This window comes from Micromonospora sp. DT46, assembly GCF_049841735.1.
Taxonomy (GTDB): Bacteria; Actinomycetota; Actinomycetes; order Mycobacteriales; family Micromonosporaceae; genus Micromonospora; species Micromonospora reichwaldensis.
Genome location: NZ_JBNCKW010000014.1, coordinates 85,929 through 104,530, shown reverse-complemented (window position 1 = coordinate 104,530; position 18,602 = coordinate 85,929). Strand labels below are relative to the sequence as shown.

General features: G+C 74.2%; 16 protein-coding genes and 1 pseudogene. 10 read left to right on the top strand and 7 right to left on the bottom strand.

Annotated elements, in window-relative coordinates; all coding sequences use genetic code 11:
- Window positions 1-192: 192 nt before the first annotated feature.
- Window positions 193-1,845: an alpha-amylase family protein gene (locus tag ACLQ20_RS29980; protein WP_151456213.1), complete on the top strand. Its 1,653-nt coding sequence runs from the start codon at window positions 193-195 to the stop codon at window positions 1,843-1,845.
- 49 nt (window positions 1,846-1,894) lie between these two features.
- On the opposite strand, the gene ACLQ20_RS29975 is transcribed toward ACLQ20_RS29980, so the two are convergent.
- Window positions 1,895-3,469: a DUF4139 domain-containing protein gene (locus ACLQ20_RS29975; RefSeq protein WP_425858249.1), complete on the bottom strand. Its 1,575-nt coding sequence runs from the start codon at window positions 3,467-3,469 to the stop codon at window positions 1,895-1,897.
- A 121-nt stretch (window positions 3,470-3,590) separates the two neighbouring features.
- On the opposite strand from ACLQ20_RS29975, the gene fabG reads away from it, so the two are divergent.
- Window positions 3,591-4,349, top strand: a complete 759-nt coding sequence (fabG, locus tag ACLQ20_RS29970; RefSeq protein ID WP_151456211.1) for a 3-oxoacyl-ACP reductase FabG — start codon at window positions 3,591-3,593, stop codon at window positions 4,347-4,349.
- On the opposite strand, the pseudogene ACLQ20_RS29965 reads toward fabG, so the two are convergent.
- Window positions 4,322-4,811 (bottom strand): annotated as a pseudogene (locus tag ACLQ20_RS29965) (hypothetical protein). The gene fabG and the pseudogene ACLQ20_RS29965 overlap by 28 nt on opposite strands.
- Window positions 4,804-5,199 carry a hypothetical protein gene (locus tag ACLQ20_RS29960; RefSeq protein ID WP_151456209.1) on the bottom strand — a complete coding sequence of 132 codons (396 nt, stop codon included), beginning with the start codon at window positions 5,197-5,199 and terminating at the stop codon, window positions 4,804-4,806. The pseudogene ACLQ20_RS29965 and the gene ACLQ20_RS29960 overlap by 8 nt, the downstream one beginning before the upstream one ends.
- Before the next feature lie 302 nt (window positions 5,200-5,501).
- On the opposite strand from ACLQ20_RS29960, the gene ACLQ20_RS29955 reads away from it, so the two are divergent.
- The 4 genes from ACLQ20_RS29955 (at window position 5,502) to erm (ending at window position 10,593) form a co-directional block, all read left to right on the top strand.
- The gene (locus ACLQ20_RS29955) at window positions 5,502-6,911 is read left to right on the top strand and encodes a glycosyltransferase family 2 protein (RefSeq protein WP_425858242.1); all 1,410 of its coding nucleotides are present in this window, start codon (window positions 5,502-5,504) and stop codon (window positions 6,909-6,911) included.
- Between the two features lie 90 nt (window positions 6,912-7,001).
- Window positions 7,002-8,228 (top strand): glycosyltransferase, encoded by a 1,227-nt coding sequence (locus tag ACLQ20_RS29950; protein WP_425858241.1) that lies wholly within the window; start codon window positions 7,002-7,004, stop codon window positions 8,226-8,228.
- 215 nt (window positions 8,229-8,443) lie between these two features.
- Window positions 8,444-9,349, top strand: coding sequence for a Gfo/Idh/MocA family protein (locus ACLQ20_RS29945; protein WP_192581505.1), 906 nt, complete (start codon window positions 8,444-8,446; stop codon window positions 9,347-9,349).
- Window positions 9,350-9,795: 446 nt separating this feature from the next.
- Window positions 9,796-10,593, top strand: a complete 798-nt coding sequence (gene erm, locus ACLQ20_RS29940; RefSeq protein WP_151456205.1) for an ErmE/ErmH/ErmO/ErmR family 23S rRNA (adenine(2058)-N(6))-methyltransferase — start codon at window positions 9,796-9,798, stop codon at window positions 10,591-10,593.
- Between the two features lie 4 nt (window positions 10,594-10,597).
- Here the strand turns inward: erm and ACLQ20_RS29935 are convergent, their stop codons facing one another.
- Window positions 10,598-10,789, bottom strand: a complete 192-nt coding sequence (locus tag ACLQ20_RS29935; RefSeq protein WP_151456204.1) for a DUF2795 domain-containing protein — start codon at window positions 10,787-10,789, stop codon at window positions 10,598-10,600.
- 90 nt (window positions 10,790-10,879) lie between these two features.
- Between ACLQ20_RS29935 and ACLQ20_RS29930 the strand changes: the two genes are divergently transcribed.
- On the top strand, window positions 10,880-12,136 hold the full coding sequence (locus ACLQ20_RS29930; protein WP_151456203.1) for an erythromycin esterase family protein: 1,257 nt from the start codon (window positions 10,880-10,882) through the stop codon (window positions 12,134-12,136).
- A 109-nt stretch (window positions 12,137-12,245) separates the two neighbouring features.
- Here the strand turns inward: ACLQ20_RS29930 and ACLQ20_RS29925 are convergent, their stop codons facing one another.
- From ACLQ20_RS29925 to ACLQ20_RS29915, 3 genes are all read right to left on the bottom strand, one after another.
- On the bottom strand, window positions 12,246-14,450 hold the full coding sequence (locus ACLQ20_RS29925) for an MMPL family transporter (RefSeq protein ID WP_327029458.1): 2,205 nt from the start codon (window positions 14,448-14,450) through the stop codon (window positions 12,246-12,248).
- A 38-nt stretch (window positions 14,451-14,488) separates the two neighbouring features.
- Entirely contained in the window at window positions 14,489-15,034 is a 546-nt protein-coding gene (locus tag ACLQ20_RS29920; protein ID WP_151452909.1) for a TetR/AcrR family transcriptional regulator, read from the bottom strand.
- 98 nt (window positions 15,035-15,132) lie between these two features.
- Window positions 15,133-15,585 carry a winged helix-turn-helix transcriptional regulator gene (locus ACLQ20_RS29915; RefSeq protein ID WP_425858238.1) on the bottom strand — a complete coding sequence of 151 codons (453 nt, stop codon included), beginning with the start codon at window positions 15,583-15,585 and terminating at the stop codon, window positions 15,133-15,135.
- Window positions 15,586-15,740: 155 nt separating this feature from the next.
- On the opposite strand from ACLQ20_RS29915, the gene ACLQ20_RS29910 reads away from it, so the two are divergent.
- The 3 genes from ACLQ20_RS29910 to ACLQ20_RS29900 all read left to right on the top strand — a co-directional run bounded on the left by ACLQ20_RS29910 (window position 15,741) and on the right by ACLQ20_RS29900 (window position 18,469).
- The gene (locus tag ACLQ20_RS29910) at window positions 15,741-16,538 is read left to right on the top strand and encodes an isocitrate lyase/PEP mutase family protein (protein ID WP_425858236.1); all 798 of its coding nucleotides are present in this window, start codon (window positions 15,741-15,743) and stop codon (window positions 16,536-16,538) included.
- A 31-nt stretch (window positions 16,539-16,569) separates the two neighbouring features.
- On the top strand, window positions 16,570-17,529 hold the full coding sequence (ligD, locus tag ACLQ20_RS29905) for a non-homologous end-joining DNA ligase (RefSeq protein ID WP_358119214.1): 960 nt from the start codon (window positions 16,570-16,572) through the stop codon (window positions 17,527-17,529).
- A gap of 388 nt (window positions 17,530-17,917) precedes the next feature.
- Entirely contained in the window at window positions 17,918-18,469 is a 552-nt protein-coding gene (locus ACLQ20_RS29900) for an anthrone oxygenase family protein (RefSeq protein WP_425858234.1), read from the top strand.
- Window positions 18,470-18,602: the final 133 nt, after the last annotated feature.

Below are 18,602 nucleotides of genomic sequence, written 5' to 3'. Positions count from 1 at the left end.
GGGGGGGGCGGGGCGGCTCGTTCCAATGCCCCCGCGGTGGGCCCCCCCCGGCGGGGGGGGGGGGGGGGGGGTGGGGGGTCCCCCCCCCGCCCCGGCCGGCGCGCTGCCGGCCCTCCTGCCGGGCCACCGAGGAACTCGGAGCGCCGGGCCCCGGTGTTTGCGGGCAGCCGGGATCGGAGACATTAGCCCGGCATGGCTGACAGGTGGTACTCGGAGGCGGTCGTCTACTGCCTCGACATCGACACGTACGCGGACTCCGACGGCGACGGGGTCGGTGACATCCGGGGGCTCATCGGCCGGCTGGACTACCTCGCCCGGCTGGGCGTGACCTGCCTCTGGCTGCACCCCATCCACCCGTCGCCCAACCGCGACGACGGGTACGACGCGACCGACTTCTACAACATCGACCCGCGCTTCGGCACCCTCGGCGACTTCGCGGAACTGCTGCACCAGGCACAGAACCGCGGTATCCGGATCATCATCGACCTGGTCGTGAACCACACGTCGAACGAGCACCCGTGGTTCCAGTCCGCCCGCTCCTCGCCGGACTCGCCGTACCGCGACTGGTACGTCTGGGCCGACCACGAGCCGGCCGACCGGCACCAGGGCATGGTCTTCCCCGGCGAGCAGCACGAGACGTGGACCTACGACCGGACCGCCAAGGCCTGGTACTACCACCGGTTCTACAAGTTCCAGCCGGACCTGAACTTCACGAACCCCGCGGTCCGCGAGGAGATCAAGAAGATCGTCTCGTTCTGGCTCCAGCTCGGCGTCTCCGGCTTCCGGATGGACGCGGTGCCGTTCATCATCGAGCTGACCGAGCCGGGCAACCCGAACTCGCCGAAGGACTTCGAGTTCCTCACCGAGCTGCGCCAGCACGTGCAGTGGCGCCGGGGCGACGCCGTCCTGCTCGCCGAGGCCAACGTCGAGCCCGACCAGCTGCCGACCTTCTTCGCCGACAGCGGCGGCTCGGGCAACCGCCTGCACATGCTCTTCGACTTCATGCTCAACGGGCGCCTGATGCTGGCCCTGGCCCGGCAGGACCCGGAGCCGATCATCGAGGCGCTGCGGGACACCCCGGCGCTGCCCGAGGGCGGGCAGTGGGCCACCTTCCTGCGCAACCACGACGAGATCGACCTCTCCCGGCTCACCGCCGAGCAGCGCAACCAGGTGTACGCGGAGTTCGGCCCCGACGAGAACATGCGCATCTACGACCGGGGCATCCGCCGCCGGCTCGCCCCGATGCTCGGCAACGACCGCCGCCGCATCGAGCTGGCGTACGCGTTGCAGTTCTCGCTGCGCGGCACGCCGGTGCTGCGCTACGGCGAGGAGATCGGCATGGGGGAGGACCTGTCGCTGCCCGGCCGGGAGGCGATCCGCACCCCGATGCAGTGGTCGTACCAGCCGAACGCCGGCTTCTCCACGGCCGACCCGGAGAAGCTCGTCCGACCGGTGATCGACAAGGGTGAGTACAGCTACGAGAAGGTCAACGTGACCGTCCAGCGCAGCGACCAGAAGTCGCTGCTCGCCTGGTTCGAGCGGATGATCCGTACGCTGCGCGAGGCCCCCGAGGTGGGCTCGGGCTCGACCACCCACATCGACGTGGCGATGCCGCCGGGCGTGCTGGCGCACCGGGCCGACGGGCGCACCGGCACGATGGTCTTCGTGCACAACCTCGGCACCACCGACGCCGAGGTGGACCTGAGCATGCTGGAGCCGGAGGCGGACCTGCCCATCGACGTCCTCGCCGACCGCAACTACGGCGACGTGGGCAAGCTGGACCGGCTCAAGGTGGCCGGCCACGGCTACCGGTGGATCCGCCTCTGCCGGGGTCGCGGCCTCTGACCCGGCCGCCACGTCGACGGCCGTCCGCCGCGCCCCGGCGGACGGCCGGTCACTCCCGCCAGCCGGCCAGCTCGACCCCCTTGGCGATCTCGACCCGGAAACCCATGGCGATCTCGCCGCTCTCGCCCGGCCCGAGCCGGAGCCGCCAGGTCAGCTCGCCCAGCTCCGTGCGCTCGGCCGGGGGCGGGACGAGGGCGGACTCCCGCACGACCACCGCCTCGTCCCGGGACACCGGCAGCTGGTCGCGCACCTCGACGCTCGCCGGCCGGGGCGTGTGGTTGGCCACGCTGATCCGGTACTCCACGTCCCGCCGCCGGGTCGAGCCGAGCGTGGCCCGGGTGTCGGCGCGCCGACCCAGCTTCCGTTCCACCCGGACCCGGTCGTCCACGCCGAGCGCCAGCTCGGTCTCCTCACCGGGCGCCCACACCGGCAGCCGGGTGGCCGCGACGAAGTCGGCGCCGTGGAAGACCGCCGCCGGCCCGGGGAGCAGCGTGTGCGCCGAGGTGTTGCGGACCGTCGCACGCAGGTGCGCCTCGGTCGCGCGGACCGGCACGGTCACGTGGTCCAGCCGGGCCGGCAGCTCCAGCACGGCGATGGTGGCCCGGTGGGCGCTGCCGTCCGCCGGCACCGCGACCGGGCGGGCCGGCCGGTAGGTGGCCGCCGTGACCCCCTGCTCGACGGTGGCCACGCTCTCGCGCATCTCGGGGCGCGGCGCGCCGGACCGGGCCACGGCCCCGGCGGGCGGACCGGCGGGTGCCGCGGGGGCCGGCATCGCGCCGAAGCTGGCCGCCTTCGGCATCGGCGGCGGCACCGGCCGGAGCCGGTCGAGATACCAGGGCGTCAGGTCGGGTACGCGGGTCGCCGCCGCCGGCCGGGCCGTCGAGAGTTCGAGCACGCACTCCGGCCAGTCCTCGCCGGTGTCCTGGCTGACCAGCCCGAACCAGGTGACGGTCATGGTGTCGTCGACCAGCCGCAGGTCGTAGGAGGGCTGCCAGCGGGCCCCGTCGATCAGGTAGCTCAGCTCCAGGTCCAGCTCGTCGTCGTCGGCGTCGACCGACACGGTCACCTCGGCGACCAACTGGTCCGGTCTCCGCTTGCCGCGCGTGGCGTCCAGTTGCCGCTCGACGGCCGCCAGCTCCTCGGTCAGGTCGGTACGCTGCCGGGCCAGCGCGCGACGGCGGCGCTGGGAGTCGGCGAGCTGACCGGCGACCGAGTCGGCGAAGGTGGCCACGTCGGTCGGGGCGGCGTCGCCGGAGGCCAGCGCGCGGGCGTACGTGCCACCGGCCCGGTCGGCCAGCCGGGTGAGGAACTGCCCCCGCTGCGTCTCGACCTCGCTCGCGTCGTCGACCTCGGCCAGCGCGTCGGCCAGTTCCCGGGTCCGCTGCTCCAGCTCGCGGACCTGCCCGTCGGTGCTGCGCGGCTGCCGCCACGTCGTGACGTCCACGCCGAGCACGGTGGCGGCGCCCCGCCCACCGACCCGCAGCGAGTCCCGCCGCAGGCCCATCGGCAACGGTGCGACGCGTACGCGGTGCTCACCGGCGGTCAACCGGGTGCTGCCCCGGCGGGTGACCCGGGCGCGGTCCGGGTAGACGGTGACACCGACGACGGGTGCTGCGATCTCCACTGCCTTCACGGCGGCGAGAGTAGCCGGGCGATGCTCGTGAGCGGTGTCCCGCGCGGGGCCGGCGTCGGCGTACGGCTGGGTTAAGCTCCTTCGATCGAGCGTAAGTTACCGGGAGGTAGGCATGTCGGAGGAGCAGCGGGTCGCCGTCGTCACGGGCGCGGCGCGGGGGATCGGGGCGGCCACCGCCCGGCGGCTGGCGGCCGACGGCCTCGCGGTCGCCGTGGTCGACATCGAGGAGTCGGCGACGAAGGAGACCGTGGACGCGATCGTGGCGGCCGGCGGCCGGGCGCTCGGCGTCGGCGCGGACGTGTCCGACCGGGCCCAGGTCGAGGCGGCCGTGGCGCGGGTCGCCGCCGAGCTGGGCGCCCCGACGGTGCTGGTCAACAACGCCGGCGTGCTCCGCGACAACCTGCTGTTCAAGATGACCGACGCCGACTGGGACACGGTCATGGGGGTGCACCTGCGCGGCGCGTTCCTGTTCAGCCAGGCCGCCCAGAAGCACATGGTCGAGGCGAAGTGGGGCCGGATCGTCAACCTCTCCAGCACCTCGGCGCTGGGCAACCGGGGCCAGGCGAACTACGCCGCCGCGAAGGCCGGCCTCCAGGGCTTCACCAAGACCCTCGCCATCGAGCTGGGCCCGTTCGGGGTGACCGTCAACGCGGTCGCGCCCGGCTTCATCGTCACCGACATGACCGCCGCCACCGCCGCCCGGATGAAGGTCGACTTCGAGGCGCTCCAGAAGCACGCCGAGTCGGAGATCGCGGTACGCCGGGTCGGCCGCCCCGAGGACGTCGCGCACACCATCTCGTTCCTCGCCAGCGAGGGCGCCTCCTTCGTCTCCGGCCAGGTGATCTACGTGGCCGGCGGCCCCAAGGACTGACCCCCGCGTACGCCCCGGCGGGCACCCGCCCGCCGGGGATCAGGCCGCCGGGGCGGGGCGGGTACGCCAGAGCCAGAGCAGGCCGAGCACCGGCAGGACCAGCGGGATGTAGCCGTACCCGCTGCCGAACTGCGACCAGACCGTCTCGTCGGGGAAGAGCTCCGGATCGGCGAGGCTGAGGGCCCCGACGCCGAGCACCCCGACCAGCTCCACGGCGCAGCACGCGAGGGCGACGCGCCGGCCGGCGGCGCCGGCGCGGGCCAGCCCCACCGCCGCGACGATGTAGATGGCCGCGGCGAGGGCCGAGAGCAGGTACGCCACGGGCGCCTCGTCGAACTTCGTGGCGATCTGGAGGCCCGCGCGGCTCGTCGCGGCGATCGCGAAGAGCAGGTAGACCGCGATCAGCAGCCGCCCCGGGCCGGCGTTGGTGCGCTTCGCCTCCGGGGCGCGTACGTCAGCCACCCAGCACCTCCCAGGTCTGCTGGAGCCGTACGACGACCACCGGCGTGACCAGGCAGACCGCGCAGACGATCGCCGAGCCCCAGCGCGTCGGCTCCATCCGGGCCAGCACCCAGGCCAGCGGCGGCAGGCAGACCACCGTGGCGACGTACCCGAAGAAGGCCCCCGGCTCGCCCGGCCGCTCGCCGCCGCCGATGGCCACCAGCGCCACCACCACGAGCGCGAGGAGCGCCACCTCCAGCACGGCCAGGCCGGCGAACTGCACCCGGTCCGGTGCGCGGTGCCGGAGCGTCGCCACCAGCGCCCACGCGGCGACGAGGAGCGACAGCACGATCGAGGCGGTCGCGAGGAGCCCGTCCACCGGCGAACCCGCCGACGCCGCGCTGGTCATCGGGGTCGTCCGGGGTGTGTCTCGGTCACCGGCACAGCCTACTAACCCGCGTAGTACACCCCGTCACCCGCCGCCACCTGTCAGGGGTCCGCCGTCCGTCCGTCCCGGCTCCCGGTGGTCCGACGGCGTCGGGCCGGCGGGCGTGGGAGCGTGTTCCGCCGAGGCGGCGGCGAATGTCGTCAGAGGACAGTGGGGTACCCCTATTGACCCCTACTCGCGGGTAAGCGGAACGTCGCGGACCGTTATTCTCGGGCCACGTCGCCACACTCCGACGGCACGTTCGTCTGACGGAGAGGATCGCCATGTCGCTGCCCACCATCCCCCCGGCGCTGAGCGTGGTGATGCCGACCTACCAGGATCCGCAGTGCCTCGCGCTGACCCTGCGGGCGCTGACCCGGCAGACGCTGCCGCCGGAGCGCTTCGAAGTGATCGTGGTCCGGGACGGTGGTTCGTCCGACGGGTACGCCGAGGCCCTCGCCGAAGGTGCCGGCCTCCGCCTGCGCGTGGTGGAACTCCCCCGGCGCAAGGGCCGCTCCACCGCCCGGAACGAGGGGGCGCGGGCTGCCACCGCACCCCTGCTCGTCTTCCTCGACGCCGACTCGTGGGCCGTGCCCGACCTGTTGGAGAGGCACCTGGCGTGGCACGGCACGCCCGGCAACGCGGCGGTGCTGATCGGCCGGCGGGACGAGATCGGCCTCGCGGACCTCCCGGCCGTGCTGGCCGGCGAGTCGGACACGATCGCGCGTGCCTTCCCGCACGGTGGCGACCTGCGGTTCGCGACGGGACTCCCGGACGACGGCGGCGACTGGCTCCGGGCCGGCTGGGTGATCGCCTACACGCACAACATCTCGCTCTCCACCGCGCTCTTCACGAAGGTCGGTGGCTACCGCGAGGCGTTCGGGCTCAGCTACGGCGTGGAGGACGTCGAGCTGTTCTACCGCGTGGACCGGAGCCTGCCGGACGGCGTCAACTTCGGCTACGACGACGATGCCCGGGTCGTCCACCTGCCGCACCACAAGAACATCACCCGCAACTGGATGGAGATGAAGGCCAACTTCCAGCAGGCGGCCAGGTTGTACCCCTGCCTCGAGTGGGAGTTCCTCACCGCGGTCATGGGGTACGAGGCGATCCGGCGGATCCTGTACTACCGGTCGCTCGTCGACGAGTGCGTCGAGCGCTCGGCCTGCGCCATCGGGCCCGCCGTCGCGCGCCTCGCCGGCAAGTTGCGGGGACCCAAGGCGCTCTGGATCGGCACCGGCCGCGCCGAGGCGAGGCTGCCCGCCTCGGCGCTGACCTACGACTACTCCGCTCCCGTCGGGCCGGCCAACTTCCACCTGCTCGGCGTGGCCCCACCCATGCCGGCGGGCAGCATGGACGCGGTGGTCAGCGTCGACTTCTGGCGGTACCTGCTGTGGCCGGAACTCTGCCAGTTCATCTCCGCCTCGGTGCAGCTGGCCGGTGAGGTCCACCTGGTCGCCACCGCCGCCGCGACGCCGGGGATGTGCGCCGCCGACCCGCAGACGCTGGACTACCTGCGCCAGGCGCAGGCCGCCGAGTACGTGGCCGAACTGCGCGCGGTCGAAGGGCTCGGTGACGTGCTGACACTGCGGGCCCGCCAGCCCGTGACCGGCGCCGTGCGCCGGGTGCCCGGCCAGGTTCCCGCCAGGACACGACCCACGGCACTGGCGCCGGGGCGTCCCCCGGCGAGGTAGCAGATCGACGGTGCGGCCGGGCCCGACGTGCGGGTCCCGGCTCGCTGCACCGTGCCCGGATCCGTCGCTACAGCCGGAAAGGCGAGCATCATGCGCGTACTGTTGTCGACCCTCGGGTCACGCGGCGACGTCCAACCACTGGTGGCGCTGGCATCGCGGTTGAAAGCTCTCGGTCTGCAGGTTCGCCTCTGCGCCCCACCGGACTTCGCCCGGTGGGTGGCCACCTTCAAGATTCCGTTCGTGCCTGTCGGCCCGCCCTGGCGCAGGTCGGCGGCGCCCAGGCCGCGGGCCGCCGTACCCCGCCCGTCGCCGGCGCAGGTGCGTCAACTGGCGGAGTCCTCCGTCGGCATCCAGTTCGAGGTGTTGTCGGCGGCGGCCCGGGACTGCGACGCCGTCGTCGCGTCGACCGGCCTCCAGATCGCCGCCCGCACCGTGGCGGAGAAGCGGGGCATACCGTACGTCTTCACGGCGTTCTGCCCGGCGGCCCTTCCCTCACCGCACCACGCTCCGCTGCCGCTGCCCGCCCTCGGGGAGGTGCCCGCGCCCGAGTCGGCCGACAACCGCGAGCTGTGGGCCGCCAACCAGCGGCACGTCAACGACACCTTCGGCGCGCCGCTCAACGCGCTCCGGGCGACGATCGGACTGGTTCCGGTCGACGACGTCAGCGCCCACATCCACACCGACCAGCCGTGGCTGGCGGTCGACCGGACGCTGGCGCCCTGGCCGGACGCCGCCGACCGGACCGTCTACCAACCGGGCGCCTGGCTCCTGCCGGACGAACGACCGCTGCCGCCCGAGTTGACGGCCTTCCTGGACGCCAGCGACGAGCCGTGTGTCTACGTCGGATTCGGCAGTGTCGCCGCACCCCCGGGCCTGCTGGAGACGGCCGTCCAGGCGGTGCGCGCGGTCGGCTGCCGCCTGGTCGTCTCCCGGGGCTGGGCGCCGCTCTCGCTGGCCGTCCGGGCGCCCGACTGCCTGGTCGTCGGCGAGGTGAACCAGCAGGAGCTGTTCAAGCGGGTGGCCGCAGTGGTCCACCACGGCGGCTCGGGCACCACGACCACGGCCGCGCGGGCCGGGACGCCGCAGGTCGTCATCCCGCAGGTCTACGACCAGCACTACTTCGCGCGCCGCGTGTCCGCGCTCGGCATCGGCGGCGGGCACTCCGGCGCGGTACCGACCGTCGAGTCGCTGACCGCGGCTCTCAGCGCCGCACTGCGGCCCGAGGTGGCCGCCCGCGCCCGGGCTTTCGCCACCACCATCAGCACCGACGGAGCCCAGCTCGCCGCGGAGCGGTTGACCACCACCCTGCGAAGCTGAGCCCGGTTACCGGCGGGTCAGCCGCGACGACCGCCGGCGGGGTGGGCACTGCCGTCCGGGCGGCATCGGGGAGTGGTCAGGGTGGCGGCCGAACCAGCCGCCACCCTGACCACCGATCCCCGAGCGCGGGCGCGCCGACGACACCCGGCACAGGGTCCGGCGGGGCGCACGGCCGCGGGTACCGTGGTGTGACTCGACGACGGTGGAGGTAGCTCGTGGTGCGGTTCGGGTTGTTTGGCACCGGTCACTGGGCGGCCGAGACGCACGCCGCGGCGCTGCACGCGCACCCGGGGGTCGCGTTCGCCGGCGTGTGGGGCCGGGACCCGCGCAAGGCCGCGGCCCTGGCCGAGCGCTACGGAGTGCCGGCGTTCGACGACGTCGACGCGCTCATCGACGCCTGCGACGCGGTCGCCGTGGCCCTCCCGCCGGACGTCCAGGCCGGCATCGCGGTCCGCGCGGCCACCGCCGGCCGGCACCTGCTGCTGGACAAGCCGCTCGCGTTGAGCGTCGCCGACGCCGACCGGGTGGTCGACGCCGCACAGGCGGCGGGCGTCGCCTCGGTGGTCTTCTTCACCGGCCGCTACCGGCCGAACATCGCCGCTTTTCTCGCCTCGACGGCCGCCGTCGGCGGGTGGCACACCGCCAAGGCGATCCGGTTCGGCTCCATCTTCCAGCCCGGCAGCCCCTACGGGGCCTCGCCCTGGCGCCGGGAGCACGGCGCGCTGTGGGACATCGGCCCGCACGCGCTGTCGCTCGTCCTGCCGGTGCTCGGCCGGGTCACCCGCGTCGCCGCGATGGACGGGCCGCGTGGGCTCGTCCACCTGCTCCTCACCCACGACGGGGGCGCGACCAGCACGGTGTCGCTGACCCTGGACGCCCCGCAGGAGGCGGTGAGCCAGGAGTTCGTCTTCTACGGCGAGAACGGCGTCGAGACCGTTCCGGCCGGCGAGGGCGACTCGGCGACCGCCCTCGGGGTGGCGATCGACCAACTGCTGGAGGAGATCGGCTCGGGCAGCCGGGACCACCGCTGCGACGTGCGCTTCGGCCGCGAGGTCGTGGCCGTGCTCGCCGCCGCCGAGACCGCCCGCGCCGAGGGCCGCACCGTCGACCTGCCGAGCTGACGGCCGCACCGCGGAGGCGGAAAAGCGGTCGCCTCCCGGGGACGGGCGCGGCTAGGGTCGCCGGATGTCCGCACACGCTCTGATCGAGAGGGTCGGCACGCCGGCCGTCCTCGGGTCGCTTCTGGCGGCCCGTCTGCGAGTCCGGCGTCCGGCCCTGGCCGGCGCGACCCGCGACTGACCCCGCACCGCACCCGCGGCGCCACCGCCTGGGCATCCCCGGGCGAGACGCCGCCCCCGCCACGCATCCGGGTGCCGTCCCGGGGCTGAGTGCCGCCCGTCGGCACCACCCCGGTCGTCCGCTCCGACGTGGCGCTTCGCCGTGCGCCGCCGATCCCGCGTTCCGCGTCACGCCCAGGGCCGTCCGAGTCCCCGAACCCTCGGACAGGCCCCGTTCGCGGCTGCCTGTCCGCTCCGTCGCCGCACGGCGACAGACAGGACGACGACCCGTGGCGCCCCGCCGTACCCGAGCAACCGAACGCGACCGGTCCCGTCGCGTACTCTCCCAGAACTTCCTCGCCGACCCGGCCGCGATCGCCCGGATGGTGCACGCCGCCCGCCCCCGGCCCGACCGGCTCCTGCTCGAGGTGGGCGCGGGCCGGGGCCAGCTCACCCGGCCGCTCGCGGCCCGCTGCCGGCACCTGACGGCGTACGAGGTGGACCCGGCCGCCGGCGCCGAGCTGGCCAGGGTCTGCGCGGCTCTGCCGAACGTGGCGCACCGGCAGGTCGACTTCCTCACCGTCACCCCACCGCCGGAGGAGTTCGACGTGGTCGGCAACATTCCCTGGTCGCTGACCTCGGCCGTGGTGCGCTGGTGCCTGGCCGCGCCCAACCTGCGCGCGGCCACCCTGCTCACCCAGGTGGAGTACGCCCGCCGCCGCAGCGGCGACTACGGCCGGTGGTCCAGGCTGACCGTGTTGACCTGGCCGGAGTTCGGCTGGCGGCTCGCCGGGCGGGTGCCCCGCACCTCGTTCCGCCCGGTGCCGGGGGTGGACGCCGGCATCCTGCGCGTCGAGCGGCGGCCGGAGCCGCTGCTGGCCGCGTCGGCGCTGCCCGCGTACCGCCGGATGGTGGAGATCGGCTTCGACGGAGTCGGCGGCTCGCTCGCGGCCTCGCTGGCCCGGCACCACCCGCGGGCGCGGCTGGCGGCGGCGCTGCGGGCGATCCGGCTCGACCCGGCCACCCCGGTCGGGCACGTCTGGCCCGAGCAGTGGCTGGTGCTGTTCCGGCTGCTGCACGCCCGCTGAGGACTCAGGCCAGCGTGTTGAGGGCCTCGCTCAGCTCGGCGGGGGAGTCGAACTCCTCCGCCGGCAGGGCCCGGAGCGTCTGGAGCATCGCCGTGCTGACCCCGTTCTCCTGGCCCCAGCGGATCAGGTCCTCCCGGGAGACCGGGTAGTCGAGCCCGGCCAGGTACTCCTGCAACTGCACGCCGGTGACGGTCATGCCGGCGGCCTACCCGATCAGGCCGCCGGCACACGCCCGCCGATCGACGTCCGGCGGTTTGCCCCGGTGGCGCGCCGGGTAGCCGCCGGCATGCTGGTTCAGCGGCTCGGCGCGCCGAGCGACTTCGACCCGTTGCTGGAGCGCGTCCGGGACGCCCGGATCGTGATGATCGGCGAGGCGACGCACGGCAACTACGACTACTACCGCCTGCGCGAACAGCTCACCCGCCGGCTGATCGCCGAGTGCGGGTTCTCCTTCGTGGCCGTGGAGGGGGACTGGCCCGACTGCGACCGGGTGCACCGCTCGGTGACCGCCGCCCCGGGCGGGGCCGCCGATCCGCGCGTCGCGCTGGAGCGCTTCGAGCGCTGGCCGACCTGGATGTGGGCGAACGCCGAGGTGGCCCGCTTCTGCTCCTGGTTGCGGGCGTGGAACGTGGAGCGGCCCCAGGACGCCCGGGCCGGCTTCCACGGCCTGGACGTCTACAGCCTGTGGGAGTCCATGCAGGCGATCTTCGACTATCTCGGCGAGGAGGACCCGGGTTCGCTGGAGGCGGCGCAGGACGCGTACCGCTGCTTCGAGCCGTACGGCAAGCGGGTCGAGGAGTACGGCATGGCGAGCCGGTTCGTCTCCGCCCGCTGCGAGGAGGAGGTCGTGCGCCTGCTGGCGCGTACCCGCGAACAGGCCGCCGCGGACGGCCCGGACAGCTTCTCGGCCTGGCAGAACGCGGAGGTGGTGGCCGGCGCGGAGCGCTACTACCGGGCGATGGTGGGCGGCGGGCCGGAGTCGTGGAACATCCGGGACACGCACATGACGGACACCCTGGACCGGCTGCTGGAGCGTTACGGCCCGGGCGCGCGGGGCGTCGTCTGGGCGCACAACACGCACGTCGGCGACGCCCGGGCCACCGACATGGCCGCCGACGGGATGGTCAACATCGGCCAGTTGGCCCGCGAACGGCACGGCGCCGACGAGGTGGTCCTGGTCGGCTTCGGCGGCTACCGGGGCACGGTGATCGCCGCGCCCCGCTGGGGTTCACCGGCCGAGGCGATGGTGGTGCCGCCGGCCCGTCCCGGCTCGGTCGAGCACCGGCTGCACGAGCTGATGCCCGAGCGGGCCGTGCTGGTCTTCGGCGGCGACGACCAGCCCGGTTGGGTCACCGGAACCGCTGACCACCGGGCGATCGGGGTGGTCTACGACCCGTCCTTCGAGTCGTGGGGCAACTACGTGCCGACCCGGCTGGGGGAGCGCTACGACGCCCTGATCTGGTGCGACGAGACCACGGCCCTGCACCCCCTCCCGGCCCTGACCACCCCGGGCGAGATGGAGACCTATCCGGCCGGCGTCTGACCCGGGCCCACCCAGGTCCCGGCGATCATGCAGTCGTGGTGCCCGTTCCAGCCGGGTTCGCCGGTTGTGCGGGGCACCACGACTGCATGATCGACCAGGCGTTGGTGGGTCAGGGGTGGGCGGGGGACTTTTCGTCCAGGTGGGCGCGGAGGCCCTCGCCCTCGATGTCGACGTTGGGCAGGATCTTGTCCAGCCAACGGGGGAGCCACCAGGCCCGCTTGCCGAGCAGCGACATCACGGCCGGCACGATGGTCATCCGGACCACGAACGCGTCGATGGCGACGCCGATGGCGAGCGCGAAGCCCATCGACTTGATGACCGGGTCGTCGAGGAAGACGAAGCCGCCGAACACCGAGATCATGATCAGCGCGGCGGCGGTCACCACCCGGGCGCCATGCCCCATCCCGTTGATGGTCGCCTGCTGCGCGGTGTCGCCGTGCACGAAGTCCTCCCGCATCCGGGAGACCAGGAAGACCTCGTAGTCCATCGCCAGGCCGAACAGGATGCCGATCAGCAGGATCGGCAGGAAGCTGACCAGCGGGCCGGGCGTGTCCAAACCGACCAGGTCGGCGAGGTGGCCCTGCTGGAACACCGCCACGGTGATGCCGAAGGTGGCGGCGACGGTGAGCAGGAAGCCCAGCGCGGCCTTCACCGGCACCAGCAGCGAGCGGAAGACCAGCATCAGCAGCAGCACCGACAGGCCCACCACCAGCAGCAGGTACACCGGCAGGGCGTCGGAGAGCTTCTCGGAGACGTCGATGCCGATCGCGGTCGCCCCGGTCAGCAGCACGTCGACGTCGGGGAACCCGCCCACCTCCGCACGGACGTCGTTGACCAGGGTCTCGGTGGCCTCGTCGGTCGGGCCGGTCTTCGGCACCACCCCGAGCAGCGCGGTACGGCCGTCCGGGCTGAGCTGCGGCGGGGCCACCGCGAGGACGTTCTCGGTACGCTGGATCAGCGCGGTGACCTGCGGAATGGCGGCCGAGGTCGCCTGCGGGGTGTCACCGGCGACCACCACCGCGAGCCGGCCGGTGAAGCCGGGCCCGAAGCCCTCGGTGATCACGTCGTTCGACTCCCGGGCGGCCGAGCCGACCGGCGCGGTGCCCGCGTCGGGCAGCGCCAGCCGCATGTCGGGCGCGGGCAGGGCGAGCAGCCCCAGCCCGATCAGCCCGACCAGGATGACCGGCACCCGGAACCGGGTGACGAGGCGCGCCCAACGGAACCCGAAGCCCGACCGGTCCTCGGCGGGCGGGGTACCCGCGTCGGCGGCGTCGGCCGCCCGGTCCCCGGCCGGCACCGTCGAGCGCAGCTTGCGGGGCAGCACCCGGCGACCGGCGAAGCCGAGCAGGGCCGGCTGGAGAGTGATCGCGACCAGCACCGCGACGGTGACCGTGCCGGCGGCGGCCAGACCCATCACCGTCAGGAACGGGATGTTCACCACGGCCAGCCCGGCCAGCGCGATGACGACGGTGGCGCCGGCGAAGACCACGGCCGAGCCGGCGGTGCCGACCGCGCGGCCCACCGCCTCGTCCGGTGGCAGCCCCTCCATCAGGTTCTGCCGGTAGCGGGAGGTGATGAAGAGCGAGTAGTCGATGCCGACCGCGAGGCCGAGCATCAGGGCGAGGATCGGCGCGGTGCTGCTCAGGTCGACCACGCTGCTGATCGCGAACAGACCCGCCATGCCGACGCCCACGCCGATCAGCGCGTTGAGCATCGTCATCCCGGCCGCCACCAGCGAACCGAAGGTGACCACCAGGACGATCGCGGCGACCGCCACGCCGATGACCTCGGTCGAGCCGACCTCCGGCACGCTGCTGAGCACCTCGCCGCCGGGCGCGACCTCCCAGCCCTGGGCCTCGGCCCGCTCGCCGACCTTCTCGTACGCGTCGCGCTGGGCGTCGGTCACCTCGTCGGCGCCGGTGGCGAACTGGACCTGGACCAGCGCGTACCGGCCGTCGGGGGAGACCGCCCCCACCTGGAACGGATCGACGGCGCCGACGACGCCGGGCAGCGTGGCGGCCTCCTGGGTGAGTTCCTTCACCACGGCCTGCCCCTGCGGGCTGGCGAGCGCGCCGTCGGCCGGCGCCCTGACCGCGATCGTGCCGGTCGCGCCGCTCGCCGCCGGGAACTGCTCGGCGAGCAGGTCCAGGGCGCGCTGCGACTCGGTGCCGGGCATGGTGAAGTTGTCGGCTATCGGGCCGCGCAGGGTCGCGGCGGCGAGGCCGAGACCGACGAGTACGACGAGCCAGATCGCCGCGACGAGTCGCCGCCGGCGCATCGAGCCCCGGCCGAGCCGGTAGAGCAGGGTGGCCATGAGTTCCTTGTCCTCGGTCGTGGATGGTTGGGTACGGATCAGTCGACGGGCTCCAGTGCCCGCCGGGCGAGCGCCAGCAGGGCGGCGCGCAGCTCCTCGTCGGGTACGTCGGCGAACTCCCCGCAGGTCTCGGAGATGCCGGCGAGCAGCACCAGCGCCACGATCCGGGCGGACGGGCGTTCCGGGTGCCCGGCGAGCGCGTCGACCAGGCGCTCGGACATCCGCTGGATGTGCGCGAAGGCGGGCTGCTTGAGCAGCTCCGGGAACTCGCCCCGGAGCAGGGCGATCTCGCGGCGGAAACGGACCGCGAGGTCGACGAAGCCCTCGGCGGCGACCCGTTGGGCGTCCGCGCCGCGATGTGCGCGGATCCGCTCGTCGAGCGCCTGGAGGACGTCGATCGCCGGGGCCATCAGCTCGGTGAGGATGGCCTCCTTGTTGGCGAAGTGGTAGAGCACCGCCGCCTTGGAGCAGCCCACCTCGCGGGCGATGTCCTGCAACGAGGTGCCCCGGTAGCCGGTCGTCGCGAAGCGTCGGGCCGCCGCCGAAAGGATTTCGTCGTGCGTCTCCGGAACCATCCGCGCCATGCCGGCCCACCTCCCCGACCAGCATGCCTGACCGATCGGTCAGACCCTGACCGATCGGTCAGATGGAGGGCGTGGCGTTCCCCACACGCGGCCGAGGTTTACCCCTCCGGAACGGGCGGGAGGTCCCCGCCGTGCGCCCGGTCGTACCTGGCCCGGGCGTCGGCGATCGCGCTGCGGTGCCGTTCCGCCCAGTGGGTCAGGGCCACCAGTGACTCGTGGAGTTCCAGCGCGATCGGGGTGGCGGTGTACTCCACCTTCGGCGGGACGGTCGGATGGACCTTCCGGTGCAGCAGCCCGTCGCGCTCGAGGTTGCGCAGGGTGAGGGTGAGCATCCGCCGGCTGATCCCCTCCACGCGGCGTTCCAGCTCCGTGAAGCGCACCGGGCCCTGGGAGGCGGCCACGAGGATGCCGATGCTCCACTTGCCGCCCACCCGGTCGAGCACCTCGCGGACCGTGCACGCCGTGGCCTGGCCGGGGGCGAAGGACCCGTCGACCGCCCCGCACGCCTCGGACGCCCGCCCGGCGGTGCCATCGCTGTTCCCCTGCGACACGCCCATGCCTCCTCACGCTCCGCCCTCATGGTCACAGAGGGTGTTCCCCGACGACAAACCGCGTCGCCCGTGCGCCGCCGGCGGCGGAAGCGGCAAGGTCCATCGACACGGAATCGGGGCTGCGTCCCGGGCGCCGGTCCGCCGAGAATCGGCGTATGACCGACGATCTCGCCGTCCGGGCGGCGGCGCTGCGCACGCTGCACCGGCCCGGTGACCCGCTGATCCTGCCCAACGCCTGGGACGCCAGCTCCGCCCGCCAGATCGCCGCCGCCGGCTTCCCGGCCGTGGCCACCAGCAGCAGCGCCGTCGCCGAGGCGCTCGGCCACGCCGACGGCGAGGCCACCCCGCCGGGGGAGATGTTCGCCGCCGTGGCCCGCCTCGCCCGCGCCGTCGCCGTCCCCGTCACCGCCGACCTGGAGCGGGGGTATGGGCTGCGCCCCGCCGAGCTGGTGGGGCGCCTGCTCGACGCCGGTGCGGTCGGGCTCAACCTGGAGGACTCCGACCCGCGTACCGGCCGGTCGGTCGACGCCGGGGCGCAGGCCGACCTGCTCGCCGAGGTCCGGGCGGCGGCTGACGCGGCCGGGGTGCCGGTGGTGCTCAACGCCCGCATCGACGTCTTCCTCGCCGGCGGCGGCGACCCCGCCGCCCTGCTCCCGGAGGCGGTCAGCCGGGCCACCCGCTACCTCGCCGCCGGCGCGGACTGCGTCTACCCGATCCTGCTCGCCGACCCGGCGATCCTGTCCGAGCTGGTGGCCGCCGTGCCCGGGGCGGTGAACGCGCTCGCCCGCCCCGGCGCCCCCACGGTGCCGGAGCTGGCCGCGCTCGGCGTGGCCCGGGTCAGCTACGGCGGTGGCCTGTACGCCGCCGCCCGCGGGCACACGCAGCGGATGCTCGACGTCGTCCGGGCCGGCGGCGATCCGTTCGCGGCGGTTCGCCCCGCCGCGTCCGGTTGACCGTCGGCCCCCGGGCCGCGAAGGTGGTCGGATGAGTGGCGCTGACGAGACCCGGGACGGGGTGTCGCTGACCAACCTCGACCAGCCGTTGTTCGACGGCGCCGACGCGACCAAGCGGGACCTGGTCGACTACCTCGACGCGGTGCACGAGCGGATCCTGCCGCAACTGCGCGGCCGGCCGCTGTCGGTGATCCGGGTCCGGCCGGGGCAGCCGCCGTTCATGCAGAAGAACCTGCCGAAGTACACGCCGGACTGGGTGGCCCGCACGCCGGTCTGGGCCGAGGCGTCGCACCGCGAGATCTCGTACGCGCTCTGCGACGACCGGCGCACCCTGCTCTGGTTCGCCAACCAGCGCGCGGTGGAGTACCACCCCACCCTGGCCACGGTCGACGACCTGCACCGCCCCACCCACCTGGTGCTGGACCTCGATCCGCCGGAGGGGGACTCCTTCGCGCTGGCGGTCGCCGCGGCACGGCTGGTCCGGCAGGCGCTCGCCGACGCGGGGCTCGCCGGCGCGGTCAAGACCAGCGGGGCCAAGGGCGTGCACGTCTTCGTGCCGGTCGCGGAGGGCGCCACGGTGGAGGACATGGCCGCCGCGACCCGGGCGGTGGCGGCCCGCGCCGAACGGCTCGACCCGGCGCTGGCCACCACCGCCTTCATCCGCGAGGACCGGGGCGGCAAGGTGTTCGTCGACTCGACCCGGGCCGGCGGGGCGACAGTGGTGGCCGCCTACAGCCCCCGGCTGCGGCCGGGCGTGCCGGTCTCCTTCCCGGTCGACTGGGCCGACCTGGGCGACGTGACCCCGGCCGACTTCACCATCCGCACGGCCCCGGCGCTGATCGCCGGACGCGACCCCTGGGCCGAGCGGCTGCCCGCGCCGCAGCAGCTCCCGGCGGACCTGGTCGCGGAGGGGCACACCATCCCGGTCGCCCGGGTGCAGGCCATGCACGAGGGCAAGCGCCGGGCCCGCGCCCGCCGCGCCGCCGGCTGACGTACGCGAACCAGCCCTCGCCCCGTCACCGGCGGCCCTGCCGGCGTCCGCCACCGTCGGCGCTGCTGGTGTCGGCCACCGGCGGCCCTGCCAGTGCCCGTCACCGCCGCCGTCGCTCGGCCCCGTCGCCTGTCGCCCGTTGCCCGCCGCCGTCGCTCGTCCCGTCGCCCGTCGCCCGCCCCGGGCTACGTCGGGAGGCGACGCCCGGCCGCGCGGACGGGCGACCGGCCTGCGCCGCCGTACGTCCACAGGCGACCCCGCCTTCACGCCCTCGGGCGGCAGACGGGCCGTGGCGGCCGACCTAGCGTCGACGACGACCCAGCGGACGGCGCCGGGACGACCCGGCCGACGGCGCCGGGACGGCGTCGACGGATCGGCAGGAGGAGACATGACCCGCGACAGGCTCACCTGGACGGTGCTCGTCGTTCTGGTGTGGACGGCGATGATGTCGTTCGGCGGCGTCGCCGCCGAGACCGTGATGCTCTACCCGAACATCTTCGGGGACCCGCCGGCGTCGCTGGACCGGGCCCGCGAGTTCCTGGTGGCGGGCGGCCCGAGTGACTACTTTCCGCCGCTCGGCGCGACCGTCGTGCTCGCCTGCCTCGCCGCGGCGGTGCTGACCTGGCGCGACCGCCGGCTGCGCTGGTGGATCGCCGGCGCGGCCGTGGTCTTCGTCGCCTGCGAGTTCCTGTTCTCCGTGTTCTTCTTCTGGCCGCGCAACGAGATCATGTTCGTCGACCCGGTCGGCACACACTCACCGGAGTACCTGCGTCAGGTCGCGGCCGAGTTCGTCGCCGGGCACCGGGTGCGCCTGGTGGGCGGGGCGGTGACCGCCGCGCTGGCGTTCGTCGCGCTGCTGCGTTGGGCAGGGCGGCCCGGCGCGGACCCGGCCGACCAGGCGGGACGGCGCGCCAAGGATCCGGCCGACCAGGCGGCGTGACCCCGGTCCTGCAAGGAAGCGAACATTTCTCCGGCGATGTTGACGATCTCCTGCGGATCTCGGCGAGATGTGCAGGAGATCGCTGGTTCGGCGGTCGTGGCCCATGCCACACTTCCCGGCATTTCCCGCGCCC

Bases quoted from the DNA above. Each gene is read 5' to 3' on its own strand.
- ACLQ20_RS29950 (WP_425858241.1), top strand. From the start codon at position 7,002: ATGCGCGTACTGTTGTCGACCCTCGGGTCACGCGGCGACGTCCAACCA.
- ACLQ20_RS29920 (WP_151452909.1), bottom strand. From the start codon at position 15,034: ATGGCGCGGATGGTTCCGGAGACGCACGACGAAATCCTTTCGGCGGCG.
- ACLQ20_RS29960 (WP_151456209.1), bottom strand. From the start codon at position 5,199: ATGACCAGCGCGGCGTCGGCGGGTTCGCCGGTGGACGGGCTCCTCGCG.
- ACLQ20_RS29910 (WP_425858236.1), top strand. From the start codon at position 15,741: ATGACCGACGATCTCGCCGTCCGGGCGGCGGCGCTGCGCACGCTGCAC.
- ACLQ20_RS29900 (WP_425858234.1), top strand. From the start codon at position 17,918: ATGACCCGCGACAGGCTCACCTGGACGGTGCTCGTCGTTCTGGTGTGG.
- ACLQ20_RS29930 (WP_151456203.1), top strand. From the start codon at position 10,880: ATGCTGGTTCAGCGGCTCGGCGCGCCGAGCGACTTCGACCCGTTGCTG.
- fabG (WP_151456211.1), top strand. From the start codon at position 3,591: ATGTCGGAGGAGCAGCGGGTCGCCGTCGTCACGGGCGCGGCGCGGGGG.
- ACLQ20_RS29955 (WP_425858242.1), top strand. From the start codon at position 5,502: ATGTCGCTGCCCACCATCCCCCCGGCGCTGAGCGTGGTGATGCCGACC.
- ACLQ20_RS29925 (WP_327029458.1), bottom strand. From the start codon at position 14,450: ATGGCCACCCTGCTCTACCGGCTCGGCCGGGGCTCGATGCGCCGGCGG.
- ACLQ20_RS29935 (WP_151456204.1), bottom strand. From the start codon at position 10,789: ATGACCGTCACCGGCGTGCAGTTGCAGGAGTACCTGGCCGGGCTCGAC.
- ligD (WP_358119214.1), top strand. From the start codon at position 16,570: ATGAGTGGCGCTGACGAGACCCGGGACGGGGTGTCGCTGACCAACCTC.
- ACLQ20_RS29980 (WP_151456213.1), top strand. From the start codon at position 193: ATGGCTGACAGGTGGTACTCGGAGGCGGTCGTCTACTGCCTCGACATC.